Origin of the sequence: Heyndrickxia sp. NPDC080065 (assembly GCF_050281185.1) — a bacterium.
Taxonomy (GTDB): domain Bacteria; phylum Bacillota; class Bacilli; order Bacillales; family Bacillaceae_C; genus Heyndrickxia.
The window spans coordinates 372,719-389,249 of sequence record NZ_JBNNWS010000001.1 but is presented as its reverse complement, the minus strand read 5'-3'; the positions used below and the strand labels follow the sequence as shown (position 1 = coordinate 389,249).

Here is a 16,531-nt window from a genome sequence, read left to right as displayed (position 1 = left end):
TTTTGATCATTAGTGCATCGTCATTCCACCTGTTACATTAATCCCTTGTCCTGTCATATAATCAGAGTATTTCGATGCTAGGAAAACAACGACATGAGCGATATCTTGAGGAGTCGCTGTTCTTCCTAATGGCACTTGTGAAATATCCTCATCTTTAATGGCTTCCGCGTTTAATCCTCTTAACTCACCTCCTATAATTCTTTCATTTTTTTTCATATCTGTTTCAACTATTCCTGGACAAACAGCATTTACATTTATTTGGTCTTTTGCTAATTCGATTGCCATTACTTTTGTAAAACCTAATACTGCATGTTTAGACGCAACATAGCTTCCCATTAATCGATAGCCATTTTTTCCAGCCTGTGAGGAAATATTAATAATTTTTCCACCTTCACCTTGTTCTTTTAAGTAACGTGCAACAGCCTGGCTGCATAAGTAAACTCCTTTTGCATTTACATCCATTACACGATCCCAATCGCTTTCTTTAATATCAACAGCATAATCCATGGAAGAAATTCCGGCATTATTTACTAAAATGTCTAATCTTCCAAAGGTTTCGATAGCTGTTTGTATCATTTCATTGACCTGTTCACTTTTTGTTACATTTGCCTGGTGGTATAGCAATTGCTTAGTCGATTGTTCAGGGTCTACGTTTAAATCAACCGCCACTACTTTCGCTCCGCAGTCTAAAAGTGCATGGATAATTGCTTTTCCAATTCCTTGTGCCCCTCCTGTTACAATGGCTACTTTTCCAGTTAAGTCCATACAATACATAATGATTGCTCCTTCTTTGAAATGTATTATTCATATTGGAATAATCGGATTAAAATGTAGGATAATTTCGATTTTGCCCTCTATTTTGTACAAAGCGAAGAAGAAAGTTAAAAATGGGACTATCTTTTCTGTTAACGATGGAGAAAAAGAAAAGGCCACTCAAAATAGAGAGGCCTTGGATAAACAAGTTCGAGTCCTCTCTTATCTTTCAAAACAAATGTTTTGCAGGATTTAGCACCAAATCACGATGAACATGAAAGGTTGCCGAGCTTCATAGGGCCAGTCCCTCAGCTACTCTTTATAAGAGATACAATATGAAATTAAATTTACATCCTATTTATATAAATTACACAAAGGTTTAAAAAAAGTCAATTTTATTTTAGTATGGATTTTATTAATACTATCACTATGCAATCGTAAGCAGATGAAAAATTGATTAATTAGACTGGGTTAATACTAAGATGTCAATAAAATAATGCTAAAAAAATTTATTTTGGGAGTTGACAATAAACACCTTATCAATATATAATTCAAAACAATAAATATTCGTTAATATAAGATTCGGCTATGAAAGGAAACAAGTAATGTTTTATCTCCCTGTTATAGAGAGCTGATGGTGGTGAAAATCAGTACAAAGATAAGCATGAATTACAATCCTGGAGCTTCTTTTTCGTAATAAAGAGATGTCTTTATGAAGGGAAAGACGGTCATTCGATCGTTAACAAGGTCAAGAGGTGAACGATATTTGTTCACAACTAGGGTGGTACCGCGAAAATATTCGTCCCTACTGGAAAACCAGTAGGGACTTTTTGTTTATAAAATAAATAAGATTAATAGCATTGAAAGGAAACAAGTAATGTTTTATCTCCCTGTTATAGAGAGCTGATGGTCGGTGAAAATCAGTACAAAGATAAACATGAATTACAATCCTGGAGCTTCTTTTTCGTAATAAAGAGATGTCTTTATGAAGGGAAAGACGGTCATTCGATCGTTAACAAGGTCAAGAGGTGAACGATATTTGTTCACAACTAGGGTGGTACCGCGAAAATATTCGTCCCTACTGGAAAACCAGTAGGGACTTTTTGTTTATAAAATAAATAAGATTAATAGCATTGAAAGGAAACAAGTAATGTTTTATCTCCCTGTTATAGAGAGCTGATGGTCGGTGAAAATCAGTACAAAGATAAGCATGAATTACAATCCTGGAGCTTCTTTTTCGTAATAAAGAGATGTCTTTATGAAGGGAAAGACGGTCATTTGATCGTTAACAAGGTTAAGAGGTGAACGATATTTGTTCACAACTAGGGTGGTACCGCGAGAAATTCGTCCCTACTGGAAAACCAGTAGGGGCTTTTTTATTAGGCAGCAGATGGTCATTGATCAGATTAAAGATACGGTATCAGAGCTTTTGGTTTAAAGTGATCCGTTAAAGCAGATAGTTTTTCATTTAAGGAGGTGATAGGTGTAAATATTTTAATTTTAATGATAACTATATGTTCGCAATTATGATGTTTCACACATCTATTTAACCTTAATAAATTTTAGTCAACTAAATTCTTAGGAGGATTCAAAATGAAAACAAATGAATTAACCCAATTACGAAACAAAATAGATGAAATAAACTTGGAAATTTTAAAGTTACTAAATGAAAGAGCTGAAGTTGCAATAGAAATTGGCAAACAAAAGAAAAAACAAGGCCTAAACAGATTTGATCCAGTTCGTGAGCGTCAAGCGTTGGATTTAATTATGCAACACCATCAGGGGCCATTTGAAACATCGACTATACAACATATTTTTAAAGAAATATTTAAAGCAAGTTTAGAACTTCAGGAAGATGACCATCGTAAAGTGTTGCTTGTATCAAGAAAAGCTCAATCAAACAATACGATTGTGAATATCAATGGAGAAACATTAGGTGACGGAAAACAGAGATTTATTATGGGACCATGTGCAGTTGAAAGCTATGATCAAGTGAGATCGGTGGCAATTGCCATGAAAAAACAAGGTTTAACGATGATGCGTGGAGGAGCATTTAAGCCGAGAACATCTCCGTACGATTTTCAAGGTTTGGGAGTAGAAGGATTACGCATTTTGAGAGAAGTAGGGAATGAGTTTGGCTTATCGATCATAAGTGAAATCGTAACCCCTAATGATGTAGAAGCTGCGCTTGAATATGTTGATGTGATCCAAGTAGGTGCGCGTAATATGCAAAACTTTGAATTACTTAAAACAGTGGGGAAAGTAAATAAACCAATTTTATTAAAACGGGGACTTGCAGCGACGATTGAGGAATTTATTCATGCTGCTGAATACATCATGTCTCAAGGAAATGACCAAATTATCTTGTGTGAACGGGGAATTAGAACGTATGAAAAAGCTACAAGAAATACATTAGATATTTCAGCGGTGCCAATTTTGAAAAACGAGACCCATTTGCCGGTTATTGTTGATGTGACACATTCTACTGGAAGAAGAGATTTACTGCTTCCTACTGCGAAAGCAGCAATGGCAATTGGAGCAGATGCAATTATGGCAGAGGTTCATCCAGATCCGGCAGTTGCTCTTTCGGATTCAGCACAACAAATGAATATTCCTCAATTTAATGAATTTATGGATGAATTAAAGGAGTTACGTAATAAATTAGCCGGAAAAACGGAAGTCGGAATTTTCTGAGTGAAAAATTCAATCCTGCTGATAAATTATCAGCAGGGTGCTAAAAAAACGAGGAGGATATAAGATGAGATATTTAACAGCTGGGGAGTCACATGGTCCAAAGCTTATAACCATCATAGAAGGTTTGCCATCGGGTCTGCCATTATCAAGTTCTGATATTAATCAAGAATTATCACGCAGGCAGCAGGGGTATGGGCGTGGGAGAAGAATGCAAATTGAAAAGGACACAGTTAGTATCGCTAGTGGTGTTCGTCATGGATTCACATTAGGCTCACCTGTATCACTTATTGTCGAAAATAATGATTGGAAGCATTGGAAAACAATCATGGGAATTGAGCCTCTGGAAGATAGTGATGCAGAAGTAAAACGTAAAGTGACAAGACCAAGACCAGGTCATGCAGATTTAGTTGGTGGAATAAAGTATGGTCATCGAGATATGAGGAATGTTCTTGAGCGTTCTTCTGCAAGAGAAACCACTGTTAGAGTTGCTGCAGGTGCGGTTGCAAAAAAAATACTATCCCTTTTAGGCATCCGAATAGCCTCACATGTAATTGAAATTGGCGGAGTAAAAGCTGCTCCTCCTAGTTATCAGGATCTTAGTGAGCTACAGATTGTGACAGATAAATCTCCTGTACGTTGTTTTGATGAAGAGGCGGGAGTTCGAATGATGGAAGTGATTGATAGTGCTAAGCAAAAGGGAGATTCCATTGGCGGTATTGTTGAAGTGATTGTAGAAGGAATGCCTATTGGAATTGGGAGCTATGTACATTATGATCGTAAGCTTGATGCGAAACTTGCGAGAGCTATGATAAGCATTAATGCATTTAAAGGTGTTGAATTTGGATTGGGCTTCGAAATGGCAAGAAAACATGGAAGTGAAGTCCATGATGAAATTATGTGGAACGAGGACAATGGATATCATCGAAAAACTAATCGATTAGGCGGGCTCGAAGGTGGAATGTCAACAGGAGAACCAATCGTTATTAGAGGTGTAATGAAGCCGATCCCAACATTATATAAACCTTTAGGCAGCGTAGACATTGAAACAAAAGAGCCATTTTTTGCAAGTATCGAAAGGTCAGATAGCTGTGCAGTGCCTGCTGCCTGTGTTGTTGCAGAAGCTGTTATTGCTTGGGAATTAGCTGCAGCTATTACTGAACAATTTAATAGTGATCGCTTCGAGGGGTTGAAGCAATCAATTGACGAACATAGAACCTATTCAAAAGGATTTTAAAATGAATACAATCAATATTTCAACAAAGTCTAAAAACTACAATGTTTATTTAGGTGAGAATATTTTAAGTAAAGTAGAAGGTTTGACCAACTATTCTAAACTACTAATTATTACGAATGAAGATCTTAAGGAATTGCACTTAGATACTCTTAAAAAGCATCTTCCAAATATTGAAACGCATATTTACATCGCCCCGAATGGTGAAAGTGCAAAAACATCGGAAGTATATAACGATTGTATTTCATTTGGAATAAATAAAGGAATTGATCGAAAATCAATGATATTAGCGTTTGGAGGAGGATCAATTGGAGATTTAGCTGGATTTGTTGCCGCAACCTATATGAGGGGATTGCCTTTTATCCAAATTCCAACTACGATCCTTGCTCATGATAGCGCAGTCGGAGGAAAAGTAGCAATCAACCATCCATTAGGAAAAAATATGGTTGGTGCTTTTTATCAACCTGAACAGGTTATTTTCGATACTCAGTTCCTATCAACCTTATCAGATAGAGAAATAAGAAGCGGTTTTGCGGAAGTGGTTAAGCATTTATTAATAGCTGATCCTCATTTTTTACAAAAAATAATGAATGAAATCAGATCGCTCGACGATTTAACAAATAATCAATTACAGAGCTTTTTGAAAAGAGGCATTGAAATAAAGGCGAATATCGTAAGTATGGATGAAACGGAAAATGATATTCGAGCTCATTTAAATTTTGGCCATACGCTGGGTCATGCATTAGAAGCCCATTTAGGCTATGGAAATTTACCTCATGGAGAAGCGGTCATGATTGGAATGATCTATGCTCTACATTTGAGTAAGCATATTCATCATTTAGAGATGCCATATGAGAAGTTTATTCATTGGATAGAAAGCCTGGGGTATCAATGGAGAATCCCTAAAAATATTCATTTCGATTCCATTTTTGAACGGATGAAGAAAGATAAGAAGTCTTCGGGTCATACACCTGTATTTATTTTATTGAAGGAATTAGGGAAACCGGTTATTCAAAAGATAGACCAGCAACTATTACGTGAAAGTTTTTACTTACTACAGGAAAGCTAAGCAAAGGAGTATTGATAAATGAAATGGAAGGACCAAATTCATAATCTACAAGCCTATCAACCTGGTAAATCAATTGAAGAGGTGAAAAATGATCAATTACATCCAATCATCAAGCTTGCCTCTAATGAAAATCCATATGGTTATTCTGCCAATGTGGATAAAGCATTGAAACAATATCATTTCAATTTTAGTGTTTATCCAGATGCAAGTGCAGCTAAATTAAGAGAGTCTGTATCATCTTTGTTAGGTGTGAACAAAAAACAATTAATCTTTACAAATGGTACGGATGAATTAATTCAAATCATTTCTAGAGCTTTACTTGAACACGGAAAAAATACCGTCATGGCTACACCAACTTTTTCACAATATAAACATAATGCCATTATTGAAGGTGGAGAAGTTCGTGAAGTTCCCTTAAAGAATGGAAAGCATGATCTGAATCAAATGCTAGCAGAAATTGATAAGGATACAGCTGTGGTATGGATATGCAATCCTAACAATCCGACAGGGACATACATTCCAAATAATCAGCTGTTAAGCTTTTTAAGAAACACACCAAAAGACGTGTTGATCGTCCTTGATGAAGCCTATATTGAATATGTAAACCAATCACATAATACACTCGATTTTATAAAGGATTTTCCTAATCTATTGATTATGAGGACTTTTTCTAAGATTTATGGTCTTGCTAGTTTTCGTATAGGTTATGGTATCTCGTCGGAAGCAATTATTCAAAAATTAGAACCGCTGCGTCTACCTTTTAATACAAATGTACTTGGCCAAACAGCTGCCGCTACAGCTGTACAAGATCAAGAATTTGTCCAAAATTGTCAGAAGAGAAATGCTGAAGAAAGGGAGAAATATTATACGTTTTGCTTAGAAAATCAGCTTGAGTATTTTCCTTCAGAGACAAACTTTATTTTAATTGATTTTAAATGTGATAGTGATGAAGCGACACAGTTTTTGTTATCAAAGGGGCTTATCGTACGTTCTGGAAGGTTACTAGGATTTCCAACCTGTGTGCGGATAACTATTGGATTAAAAGAGCAAAACGAAAAAGTAAGAAATGCAATAAACGAATTTATTCATATACATCATGAATAGGCTATAGTTCTGTGGAGGTATTTTTATGAAAGGCAATGTATTTGTTGTAGGCGTAGGTTTAATTGGAGGCTCAATAGCACTTGCTATTAAAAAGCAGCATCCCAATTTTATTATTTACGGTTATGACGCTAACATAGATGCATTAGACAAAGCAATCACTCTCAATATTATTGATGAAAAGGTAACTTCCTTTAAGGAAGGAGCCGAAAATGCGGATTTAATCATCCTAGCGACACCTGTATTAGAAACGAAAAAAATAGTTACACAATTGTCGAGGATGACTTTAAAAGAAGGTGTAATTATTACTGATACTGGTAGTACGAAAGGTGAGATTATGGAATTTGTCAGTGAGATGTTCCCAAAGAGTATCGAATTTATTGGGGGACATCCAATGGCAGGTTCACATACGACAGGAGTTGAAAATGCAAGGGGAAATTTATTTGAAGATGCCTATTATTTAATTACTCCACTTCCTCATACTCGTTTGAAAAAAATAGAAGAATTAAAGAATTGGTTGAGTGGAACAAATGCAAACTTTCTAATGATCGATAAAGATGAGCATGATGTAATTACAGGCATGATTAGTCATTTTCCCCATTTGATTGCTGGCGCTTTAGTCAATCAAACAAAAAAGCAAGCAAAGAATAACCCGCTTATTCGGTTACTAGCCGCTGGTGGATTTAGGGATATTACTAGAATTGCATCTAGTAGCCCTCAAATGTGGAAGGATATTGTCATACAAAATCGCAGGCATCTGGTTAGGTTATTGGATAATTGGCTAATTGAAATGCATAAATTGCACAATGTTTTGCACAGCGGTAATGAACAGGAGATTTATCATTTCTTTGAAGAAGCGAAAGAGTATCGTGATTCATTACCTGTAGGCTCGGAAGGAAATTTAAAACTTATGAAGTAGCATAAGGAGGGAGTAAATTGGCTTTTAACGTGTTGGAAAAAGCAAAAAAAGGACTTATAGGTACGATTACAGTCCCGGGTGATAAATCAATTTCCCATCGAGCTGTTATGTTGGGAGCAATAGCAAATGGAAAAACAATCATAGAAGGCTTTTTACCTGGAGAGGATTGTATGAGTACCATTGCCTGCCTCAGACAACTTGGAGTTCATATTATGCAAGACGGAGATTATGTGGAAATTGATGGAAAGGGATTAGAAAATTTATTAGAGTCTGAAGCTGTACTTGACGTAGGGAATTCTGGAACAACCCTTCGACTATTATCCGGAATACTAGTAGGACTCCCTTTTTACAGCTGTTTGCAAGGGGATTCATCTATTGCGAAAAGACCGATGAATAGAATCGTTGAACCGCTGCGATTAATGGGCGCTAAAATAGATGGACGCAAATCAGGTAGTTATACACCTATCTCCATTAGTGGGGGAAACATGGAGTCCATTGATTATCAACTCCCTGTTGCTAGTGCCCAGGTGAAATCAGCAATATTACTTGCAGGACTTCAGGCTAATGGAACAACATCAGTTACAGAATTACAAGCAACAAGAGATCATACTGAACGGATGTTGAAAGCATTCGGTGTTACGGTTCTTCAAAACGGAAATAAAATATCTATTAAAGGAAAGCAAAGCCTACAAGCAACAAAAGTATGTGTTCCAGGAGATATTTCTTCTGCAAGCTTTTTCTTAGTAGCTGGTTCGATCGTTCCTAATAGCAAAATAATATTGCAGCAAGTTGGGGTAAATCCAACAAGAACGGGAATTATAGATGTACTTAAGAAAATGGGGGCTAAACTAGAGGTTACACCAAAAAGTGGAGAAGCTTTCGAGCCTTTAGCAGATATACAAATCCAAACATCTCCGTTAAAAGCCGTTGAAATTGCTGGTGAAATCATCCCCAGACTAATTGATGAAATTCCAATTATTGCGTTAGCTGCTACACAAGCAGAAGGAATAACCGTTATTAGAGATGCACAAGAATTAAAGGTGAAAGAAACGAATCGAATTGATACAGTTGCTTTAGAATTGAAGAAAATGGGTGCACATATTGAAACAACAGAAGATGGAATGATTATTTATGGAAGAACCCCTCTAAAAGGAACCCGCGTAAATAGCCATGGTGATCACCGAATTGGTATGATGCTAGCCATTGCAAGCTATATAGCTGATGGTGAGACCATTATTGAAAATAGTGAAGCCATAAATGTTTCGTTCCCGAGCTTTTTTGAGACACTAAATACACTAAGCATAGGATGGGACGCGGGGTCGGGTCCACTGTCCCAATAACCATTGTCGCTATTTTGCTTTGGTGGAAAATTAGAAGAGGGTGAGCATAAAACACCCTCTTTTCTCTAAAGAAATATTATTTTACTAGTAATACTGGAATTGGAGATTGTTGAACGACGACATGACTTACGCTTTCTAAAAACTCCTTAATTCCCTTTAGTCCTCGGTTTCCCATAATAATTAAATCGTTTCCGTTTGTTTCAACATGATTAAGAATAGCTGAGATGGGCTGACTATCAACAACATATTTATGAATAGGATTTGGAAGATCTTCTAAGTAGCTCATTGCTTTATTTAATACTTCTTCGGCATATTCATTTAGCTTATCTTGTGTGTCCTGGGTAAATACACCTGATGAATAAGTCGAAATTGGGAGCTGAAAAGCAAATAAAATATCGATTTCAGCCTTCGGACTAACTTTTGCTAATTCTTTAGCCGTTGCTAAAGCTTTGTTTGATAGATCCGTATCATTATAAGGTACTAATATTTTAGAGTATAACATCATATACACCCTGCCTTCTAAATGATAATAATTGGATAAATTTGTTATCCTATTATTATTATACCTCCGTTCTCATTGCTTTTTTATACTTTCTATATTTTTGTAAAAATATTGTCATATCTTAGGACAGAGGGTCTGGTCCTTTGTTCCAATACATTTACTACGATGCGGGTGGTTTTTCTTGTTATTTAATTTTACTCAATTCATCTATAAAATCCGGACGTTTCTTATATAAATCACGCAGCTCATTTAATAGTTCTTCTTGATTTTTACTGTCAGCTCAAAAATTGGTACTTACTATTTTGATATAAACACAAAAAAGTGTACAACAGGACAAGGAATATCGTGATGTTGTAGGGAATTTGTTTGAAGAGAATGTAGCGGAAGCAAAAACAACTAGGCGAACATCTTAAAACTATTCTTATTCACCAGATGGAATTGTCGAAGCGGTGGAGATTACATTAGATCAATATGTAATGGGTGTACAATGGAATCCAGAGTGTATACAAAAAAAACGGCACCCTATTCACTTAAAAATATTCAGTTATTTCATTCAAGAATCACATAAGTATAAAGAGAAGAAAGCATTATCTCATACTAAATAAGGAGTGACTTTGTTGAAATTATTTATCAGTGCAGATATTGAAGGTGTAGCGGGAATTGTGAATTGGGATGAGACTGATCCAGCAACTTATTATAGTAAGTATTTTCTTGAACAAATGACCAAAGAAGTAAATGCCGCTTGTGAAGGTGCTCTGGAATCTGGGATAACAGAGATCTTTGTTAAAGATGCACATAATACTGCAAGAAATCTAATCCCATCAAAGCTTCCTGAACAGGTGAAAATCATGCGGGGGTGGGCAAGAAATCCTTATATGATGATGGCTGGGTTAGATGAATCTTTTGCTGGAGCTATGTTTATCGGTTATCATTCAGCAGGGGGAACAAATGGGAATCCACTCGCACACACAATGAATATGAAGAATGAATATGTGAAAATCAACGGACAGATCGCTAGCGAGTTTTTAATCAATGCCTATACTTCGTCCATGTTTAATGTTCCTGTTCTTCTCATTACTGGAGACAAGTTGCTTTGTGAAGAGGCCAAAAAACTAAACTCAAATATAATGACCGTACCGGTAAGTGAAGGTATTGGGAATGCCTCAATATCGATTCACCCAGAGCTAGCTGTAAAAGAAATCAAACAAAAGGTGAAGGATGTTCTTGGGGATGATCTATCAAAATATCTTATCGAGCTACCAAAACATTTTAAGGTAGAAATCTCTTTTACAGATCATTTTGCTGCTTATGGGGGCTCCTTCTATCCGGGGGCGAAACAAATTGGTGCGAAGGAGGTAGAATATGAATCATCGAACTATCTTGATGTACTGAAATTTTTGTTCTTTGTTCTGTAGGATGGAACAAGAATAAAGAAAGGGAGTTCGTAATCTGAAATATATAGATTACAAACTCCTTTTTTCTATATTTATTACAAATCTAAAAAATAGAATAGATGATCGATTCATATTTACTATTTTTTAGATAAGCCTCCCATTTTTTGGTCAAGTTCAAAAACTCTTTAATATAATTTAGTAATATAGGTATTTTTAACTTGAACTTTATAACTAAATACTATAATAGTATTTTTTAGATTTCAATACAGTAAGTCGGAAAAAATATAATATTAAAAAAATACATTGAATAAAAAGGGACAGATGGTCAGTTCCCGAACTAGATTCCTAAAGAGCTAAGGTATAATAAATTACCTTTTGAAGCAGTTTCTTTTTTGGTTCATTGTGACATCGTGTCATAATTTTGTTGACATATGACACGATGTCACTTATTATATACGGTATAGAAAAGCTGACACGATGTCATATTGAGGTGAATACCAATTTTGAATAAAAAACATATGCATCTGGAGAAATTAAAAAAATTAATATATGAATTACAATTACAAGGGATTAATGTGTCATTATGTAAGAGACCTATTTTAAAAGAAGGAAAATCTTAATGATCAATGTTCCTTAGTAAAACAATAGATGAACAGAGACAGAGGCTATTAAAAAAGGAGATAAACAATGGAAGTCGAAAAATTAGTTAGTGTAAAACAAATGCAAACATTAAAAACAGATTTAATCCGGTTTATGATGTCCTATAAGTTCGCGTTAGCTGAAATGAATACGAAAATCGATATCTTAAAACAAGAATTTCAATATATTCATGATTATAATCCTATTGAGCATGTGAATTCTCGCATTAAGTCTCCTGCAAGTATATTAAAAAAAGTTCAAAGGAAGGGGTATGACTTCTCACTTTCTTCTATAAAAGAAAATATTCGAGATATAGCTGGAATTCGTATTACTTGTTCATTTATCTCTGACATTTATGAAATAAGTAATATGTTGCAAAAACAAAGAGATATAAAAGTGATTGAGTGCAAGGATTACATTAAAAACCCTAAACCAAATGGTTATCGAAGTCTTCATTTAATTACCCAAATACCTATCTTTATGTCAGATAGAGAAGACTATATCAATGTTGAAATTCAAATTCGCACCATTGCAATGGATTTCTGGGCAAGCTTGGAACATAAAATTTACTATAAATATAACAAGGAAGTTCCTCAAAAAACATTAGATGAATTAAAAGAGGCAGCGGATTCTGCAACACAATTAGATATGAAAATGGAGAATATTCATAAAGAAATGAATAAGCTTAAGGAAAACGCTAGTATTCAGGAGGACATGCAAGAACTTTTCATTAATAATGAAAGATTCCATCTCCCAAATGACTTTTTAGCATTAGGCAATAATGGGAAAAGTTAATAATAACTAAATTAGGAGAGTCTAAATTGCCAAAACTAACTTTTTTTAATTTACCAGAAGATAAAAAACAAATGCTTATTCATGCATTGCAAAAAGAATTTTCAAGGGTGCCGTTATATGAAGCATCGATCTCTAATATTGTAAAATCAGCAGGCATACCAAGAGGCAGCTTTTATCAATACTTTGAAGACAAAGAGGATGCTTTTTTCTTTTTATTAAATCAACTCGTAAAAGAAAACAAAAACAATTTCGTTTTCATCCTAAATAAAAATAATGGTGATATATTTGATACGATGCTCGACTTTTTTAAATTAATTATAAAAAAAGAAGATAATCTCCATTTCTTAAGAAATACTTTTTTAAATATGACGTATAAAATCGAAAGAACATTTGCAGGAAGCATTAGCGATCAGGAAATGAACGAAAATTTTAAGAAAATCAGCTCATTAATCAATAAATCCAACTTGAACATTTCAGATGATAAGGAATTATTTCATGTCATGCAAATCATTACTTCAGTAACCTTTCGTAATATCATCGACAAATTTTCACGTGAATTAACTTATGATGAAGCTGTAAATAATTATATAATTGAACTGAACCTTTTGAAAAAGGGCCTTATCCGGGGATAAGGGTTCCGTGACCAATTAATAACTTTAATAAAGAAACGATCAAAAAATTTATTTGTTCTAAATAGAGAGAATCGAGCACTGATGAAATAATGATCAGTGCTTTTTATTATAGTTAGTTTGTTTCATAATTTTTTATTGCATACGTAAAGTCCTGTGATAAGCCATTCTATTCCAGAAATAAATAATGTTTTCTTAACAAAATCATTTACTTTTACTAATGAAATTTTTTTTGTATTATATAACTATAAATTATCCTACTTGTACAGTACTGAAAAAAATGATTTATTGATAGATTTTTCTTGCTAAAAAAATGGACTTAGTCCTCCAAAAATAACCTATCGGCATCATTAATATTCTGAATATACAGAATAATGATATTCAAAAAACTTCGATGTGATAAGAGTACAACTACATTTATTTATTTGGAGGAATAGCTATGATAAATAATTTAAATGCTCTAGATAAGTATACTAGTCCAAAGTTAGAAAAAATAAAGCTTGAACGTGAGTGGGAAAATTTCATTTCTGGTAATAATACTGCACCAACAATCCGTGGTTTAATGTATGATTCATGGAAACGTTGTTTGGATCAAGGAATCAGTCCGCTTCAAAGCAGGACTTCTATCAACCTCGATGAAGAACAAATTAAAGACTATGTATCTATGGATCCATTATTTCGTATCGCAAAACCAGTATTATCTCAATTAAAAGATAAATATATGGATGCGGGCCAGCTGGTAACGTTTAGCAATCCTTCCGGTGAAATCGTTCATTTAGAAGGAGATCTGTCAATCATGCTTAAAGCTGAGGATATGAATTTTGTCGCTGGCTCATCTTGGGCAGAAAATAGTGCAGGGACAAATGCAATTGGAACTGCTATAGCTACAGGTTCTCCAATTCAAGTGTTTGCCGGGGAACACTTTTGCCAAGAGGTACAAAATTGGACATGTGCAGCTGCTCCTATCCGGGATCCTGCTACTGATAAAATTATAGGAATCATTGATATGACAGGGCTATGGGCTTTGAACCATCCCTATTTTTTGTCAGCAGTAACTTCAGCAGCACAAGATGTAACCGGGATACTGCTAAATCAACTTAAGTTAGAACGCTTTAAGCTGCTTGAATATTTCCAAAGTCAAAATATTTCTCTGCAGTCAAATTCCTTTCTAGTCGTCTTAGATCGAGGATGGAAAGTAGTTAAAGCATCACCAATACTGTATGAGCAAAAATTGATTGATTCAAATCATTTTTTGGTGGGCATGCCATCATTATCGTTATCTTTAACTTCAAGAACACAATGGGAATTTGAATATGTAAAAGGAATTTGGCGTTTTGAGTTAACACCTTATATCTATGGAGGAATGCCGATAGGCTCCATTATTCACGTTATTCCTCCAAATTTACCAAGTTTTAATAAAATTTCCATTACCTCTGAATGTATTTTTTCAAGTGTAAAAGATCAGTCCTTAACAAAGAGCAATAACGTAGATTCAGCTCGCAATGTTAACGAAAAGAAGCATGCTTTGGTGAAAAACATGGTTAAATGTGATGATTTTTATAAATCCTTTTTTGATCATAATCCTGACGGAATCTACTCTTGTGACTTGAAGGGAAATTTATTGGATGTGAATCCTGCTTTAGAGAGAATGGTTGGATATACGGCTGAAGAGCTGCAAAATTTAGATCTACCATTACTCTTTTATCCAGGATATCTAGAAATTGCAATGAAATATTTTGAGAAAACAATAAAAGGAAAGCCTCAGGAATATGAGGCGGCGGTTATCCACAAATATGGATACCGAGTAGATGTAAAAGTAAAAAATTTCCCGATATATATAGATAATGAAATAGTTGGGGAATATGGAATTGTAAAAGATATTTCTGAAAATAGGAAAATGGAAAAAGATCTGCAATCGACTAAACAACAATTGGACCTATTTCTTAAAAACACAGTGGATTCTATTATCATATTTGATTTACAACATATCATAAAAGTGAATAAAGCATTTGAAGAAGTATTTGGCTGGACTGAACAAGAAGTGATAGGAAGACCAATTCCGATTATTCCCGATTTTTTAGTTGAGGAGTGTACAAAGATCCTTCAACAAGTAAAGAATAGTAAGCATGTGATGTCGTTTGAAACGATTAAGCAGCGTAAAGATGGAAGTCTCGTAGATGTAAACAGTTTTGTTTCCCCAATTGTAAATGAGAAGGGAAATGTTACGGCAATTGTCAGCATCTTAAGAGACATTACAGAACATAAACAAATGGAAAAAGCATTAAAAGAAAGTGAAATGAAATATCGTCTTCTATTTGAACAGGCAGCTGATGCGGTATACTTAGTAGAATTGAATGCAGAGCGACTTCCCACTCGATTTATTGAAGTAAATCCGGTTGGGTGTGAAAGATTTGAGTGCAGCAGGGATGAATTTCTCTCAATGCCTTTTACCGAAATTGTTCCCAAAGATTCGACAATTTATATAAAAATGATGGAGAAAATTCGACAAGGAGAACGTTTATTCACTTTACAAGACGAATATGTTTTTAAAACAGGCCAAAGAATAGATGTTGAATTTAGTCTCCAAGTTTTTAACTTGGGTGGAAAGGACATGTTATTGGCTATCTCTCGAGATATCACTGAACGTTTAAAAACAGAAGAATTGTTACGGAAATCGGAGAAACTTGCTGTAGTTGGACATTTAGCCACTGCAATTTCCCATGAAGTTAACAATCCTTTAACCACAATGAAAGGATTTATCCAATTATTGGGGTCAGCAGAAAATGAGAATAAAAATCGTTATATAGATCTCGTGTTATCAGAGATTGGTCGTATAGAAGGGATTACTAATGAATTTATGGCGGTTGCCAAACCACAGGCGGTAAAGGTTCAACCCAGTGACATATATAAGTTAGTAGAGCAGGCTACACTTTTATTTGAGCATCAAGCTACGATGAATAATGTCCAGATTAGAACTAAGTTTGAATCGGGTATTCCATTGATCCCTCTTGAAAGGAACCAATTAAACCAAGTGTTTATTAATATCTTGAAAAATTCCTTTGAAGCGATGCCGCTGGGGGGAGAAATTTTGATTCAAGTCAATAAATCTAATGATCAAGAAGTTTGTATTAGCATTATCGATCAAGGATGTGGGATTCCAAAGGATCGCTTACCATATCTAGGAGAACCATTTTATAGTATTAAAGAAGAAGGAATCGGCTTAGGATTAATGATCTGTTACAAAATTATTGAAGCTCATCAAGGGAAATTATTTATTGAAAGTGAATTGGATAAAGGAACGAAAGTTGAGGTCATTCTTCCTATCTGTGGTAATCATTCATTTTCTTATACTGAAGCGGGAGAATAGTCACTGTATAAATCTATTGTTCAATTATAGTGCGCTTTTCTTTTATAAGAAAGCGGCTGGTCAGAATGTTTCAAAGCGATAAGTTGATTTTGCACATA

At 34.8% G+C, this 16,531-nt stretch carries 12 protein-coding genes, 1 pseudogene, 1 riboswitch and 3 other annotated features; of the genes and pseudogenes, 11 read left to right on the top strand and 2 right to left on the bottom strand.

From position 1 onward, the window contains the following. Nucleotides 1-9: 9 nt before the first annotated feature. A complete protein-coding gene (locus ACQKP0_RS01765) occupies nucleotides 10-774 on the bottom strand; it encodes an SDR family NAD(P)-dependent oxidoreductase (RefSeq protein ID WP_427404086.1) in 765 nt (254 codons plus the stop codon). Between the two features lie 198 nt (nucleotides 775-972). Beyond that, nucleotides 973-1,081: riboswitch (SAM riboswitch) on the bottom strand. A 251-nt stretch (nucleotides 1,082-1,332) separates the two neighbouring features. Then, nucleotides 1,333-1,563 (top strand) — a binding site (T-box leader). 41 nt (nucleotides 1,564-1,604) lie between these two features. Then, nucleotides 1,605-1,836, top strand: a binding site (T-box leader). 41 nt (nucleotides 1,837-1,877) lie between these two features. Continuing rightward, nucleotides 1,878-2,108 (top strand) — a binding site (T-box leader). A gap of 238 nt (nucleotides 2,109-2,346) precedes the next feature. Here ACQKP0_RS01765 and ACQKP0_RS01760 point away from each other — a divergent pair. The 6 genes from ACQKP0_RS01760 to aroA all read left to right on the top strand — a co-directional run bounded on the left by ACQKP0_RS01760 (nucleotide 2,347) and on the right by aroA (nucleotide 9,107). Then, nucleotides 2,347-3,447, top strand: coding sequence for a bifunctional 3-deoxy-7-phosphoheptulonate synthase/chorismate mutase (locus tag ACQKP0_RS01760; protein WP_427404085.1), 1,101 nt, complete (start codon nucleotides 2,347-2,349; stop codon nucleotides 3,445-3,447). A 64-nt stretch (nucleotides 3,448-3,511) separates the two neighbouring features. Then, nucleotides 3,512-4,681, top strand: coding sequence for a chorismate synthase (gene aroC / locus ACQKP0_RS01755; RefSeq protein WP_427404084.1), 1,170 nt, complete (start codon nucleotides 3,512-3,514; stop codon nucleotides 4,679-4,681). Beyond that, nucleotides 4,647-5,747: a 3-dehydroquinate synthase gene (aroB, locus tag ACQKP0_RS01750; RefSeq protein WP_427404083.1), complete on the top strand. Its 1,101-nt coding sequence runs from the start codon at nucleotides 4,647-4,649 to the stop codon at nucleotides 5,745-5,747. Before aroC ends, aroB begins: the two co-directional genes overlap by 35 nt. A gap of 18 nt (nucleotides 5,748-5,765) precedes the next feature. Next, the gene (hisC, locus tag ACQKP0_RS01745; protein WP_427404082.1) at nucleotides 5,766-6,851 is read left to right on the top strand and encodes a histidinol-phosphate transaminase; all 1,086 of its coding nucleotides are present in this window, start codon (nucleotides 5,766-5,768) and stop codon (nucleotides 6,849-6,851) included. A gap of 25 nt (nucleotides 6,852-6,876) precedes the next feature. Next, nucleotides 6,877-7,767: a prephenate dehydrogenase gene (locus ACQKP0_RS01740; RefSeq protein ID WP_427404081.1), complete on the top strand. Its 891-nt coding sequence runs from the start codon at nucleotides 6,877-6,879 to the stop codon at nucleotides 7,765-7,767. A 17-nt stretch (nucleotides 7,768-7,784) separates the two neighbouring features. Next, nucleotides 7,785-9,107 carry a 3-phosphoshikimate 1-carboxyvinyltransferase gene (aroA, locus tag ACQKP0_RS01735; RefSeq protein ID WP_427404080.1) on the top strand — a complete coding sequence of 441 codons (1,323 nt, stop codon included), beginning with the start codon at nucleotides 7,785-7,787 and terminating at the stop codon, nucleotides 9,105-9,107. 76 nt (nucleotides 9,108-9,183) lie between these two features. Here aroA and ACQKP0_RS01730 read toward each other — a convergent pair whose 3' ends face one another. After that, a complete protein-coding gene (locus tag ACQKP0_RS01730; RefSeq protein ID WP_427404079.1) occupies nucleotides 9,184-9,609 on the bottom strand; it encodes a universal stress protein in 426 nt (141 codons plus the stop codon). 434 nt (nucleotides 9,610-10,043) lie between these two features. Here ACQKP0_RS01730 and ACQKP0_RS01725 point away from each other — a divergent pair. The 5 genes and pseudogenes from ACQKP0_RS01725 to ACQKP0_RS01705 all read left to right on the top strand — a co-directional run. Then, a pseudogene (locus ACQKP0_RS01725) lies at nucleotides 10,044-10,214 on the top strand (hypothetical protein); the annotation flags it as partial. 12 nt (nucleotides 10,215-10,226) lie between these two features. Beyond that, a complete protein-coding gene (locus tag ACQKP0_RS01720) occupies nucleotides 10,227-11,024 on the top strand; it encodes a M55 family metallopeptidase (protein WP_427404078.1) in 798 nt (265 codons plus the stop codon). Nucleotides 11,025-11,690: 666 nt separating this feature from the next. Then, the gene (locus ACQKP0_RS01715; RefSeq protein WP_427404077.1) at nucleotides 11,691-12,437 is read left to right on the top strand and encodes a GTP pyrophosphokinase; all 747 of its coding nucleotides are present in this window, start codon (nucleotides 11,691-11,693) and stop codon (nucleotides 12,435-12,437) included. A 26-nt stretch (nucleotides 12,438-12,463) separates the two neighbouring features. Next, entirely contained in the window at nucleotides 12,464-13,069 is a 606-nt protein-coding gene (locus ACQKP0_RS01710) for a TetR/AcrR family transcriptional regulator (RefSeq protein WP_427404076.1), read from the top strand. Nucleotides 13,070-13,505: 436 nt separating this feature from the next. Further along, nucleotides 13,506-16,433: a PAS domain S-box protein gene (locus ACQKP0_RS01705; protein WP_427404075.1), complete on the top strand. Its 2,928-nt coding sequence runs from the start codon at nucleotides 13,506-13,508 to the stop codon at nucleotides 16,431-16,433. Nucleotides 16,434-16,531: the final 98 nt, after the last annotated feature.

Excerpts from the sequence above, each read along its gene's own strand:
- ACQKP0_RS01765 (WP_427404086.1), bottom strand. The coding sequence starts at position 774 with ATGTATTGTATGGACTTAACTGGAAAAGTAGCCATTGTAACAGGAGGG.
- ACQKP0_RS01760 (WP_427404085.1), top strand. The coding sequence starts at position 2,347 with ATGAAAACAAATGAATTAACCCAATTACGAAACAAAATAGATGAAATA.
- aroC (WP_427404084.1), top strand. The coding sequence starts at position 3,512 with ATGAGATATTTAACAGCTGGGGAGTCACATGGTCCAAAGCTTATAACC.
- hisC (WP_427404082.1), top strand. The coding sequence starts at position 5,766 with ATGAAATGGAAGGACCAAATTCATAATCTACAAGCCTATCAACCTGGT.
- ACQKP0_RS01740 (WP_427404081.1), top strand. The coding sequence starts at position 6,877 with ATGAAAGGCAATGTATTTGTTGTAGGCGTAGGTTTAATTGGAGGCTCA.
- ACQKP0_RS01730 (WP_427404079.1), bottom strand. The coding sequence starts at position 9,609 with ATGTTATACTCTAAAATATTAGTACCTTATAATGATACGGATCTATCA.
- ACQKP0_RS01715 (WP_427404077.1), top strand. The coding sequence starts at position 11,691 with ATGGAAGTCGAAAAATTAGTTAGTGTAAAACAAATGCAAACATTAAAA.
- ACQKP0_RS01705 (WP_427404075.1), top strand. The coding sequence starts at position 13,506 with ATGATAAATAATTTAAATGCTCTAGATAAGTATACTAGTCCAAAGTTA.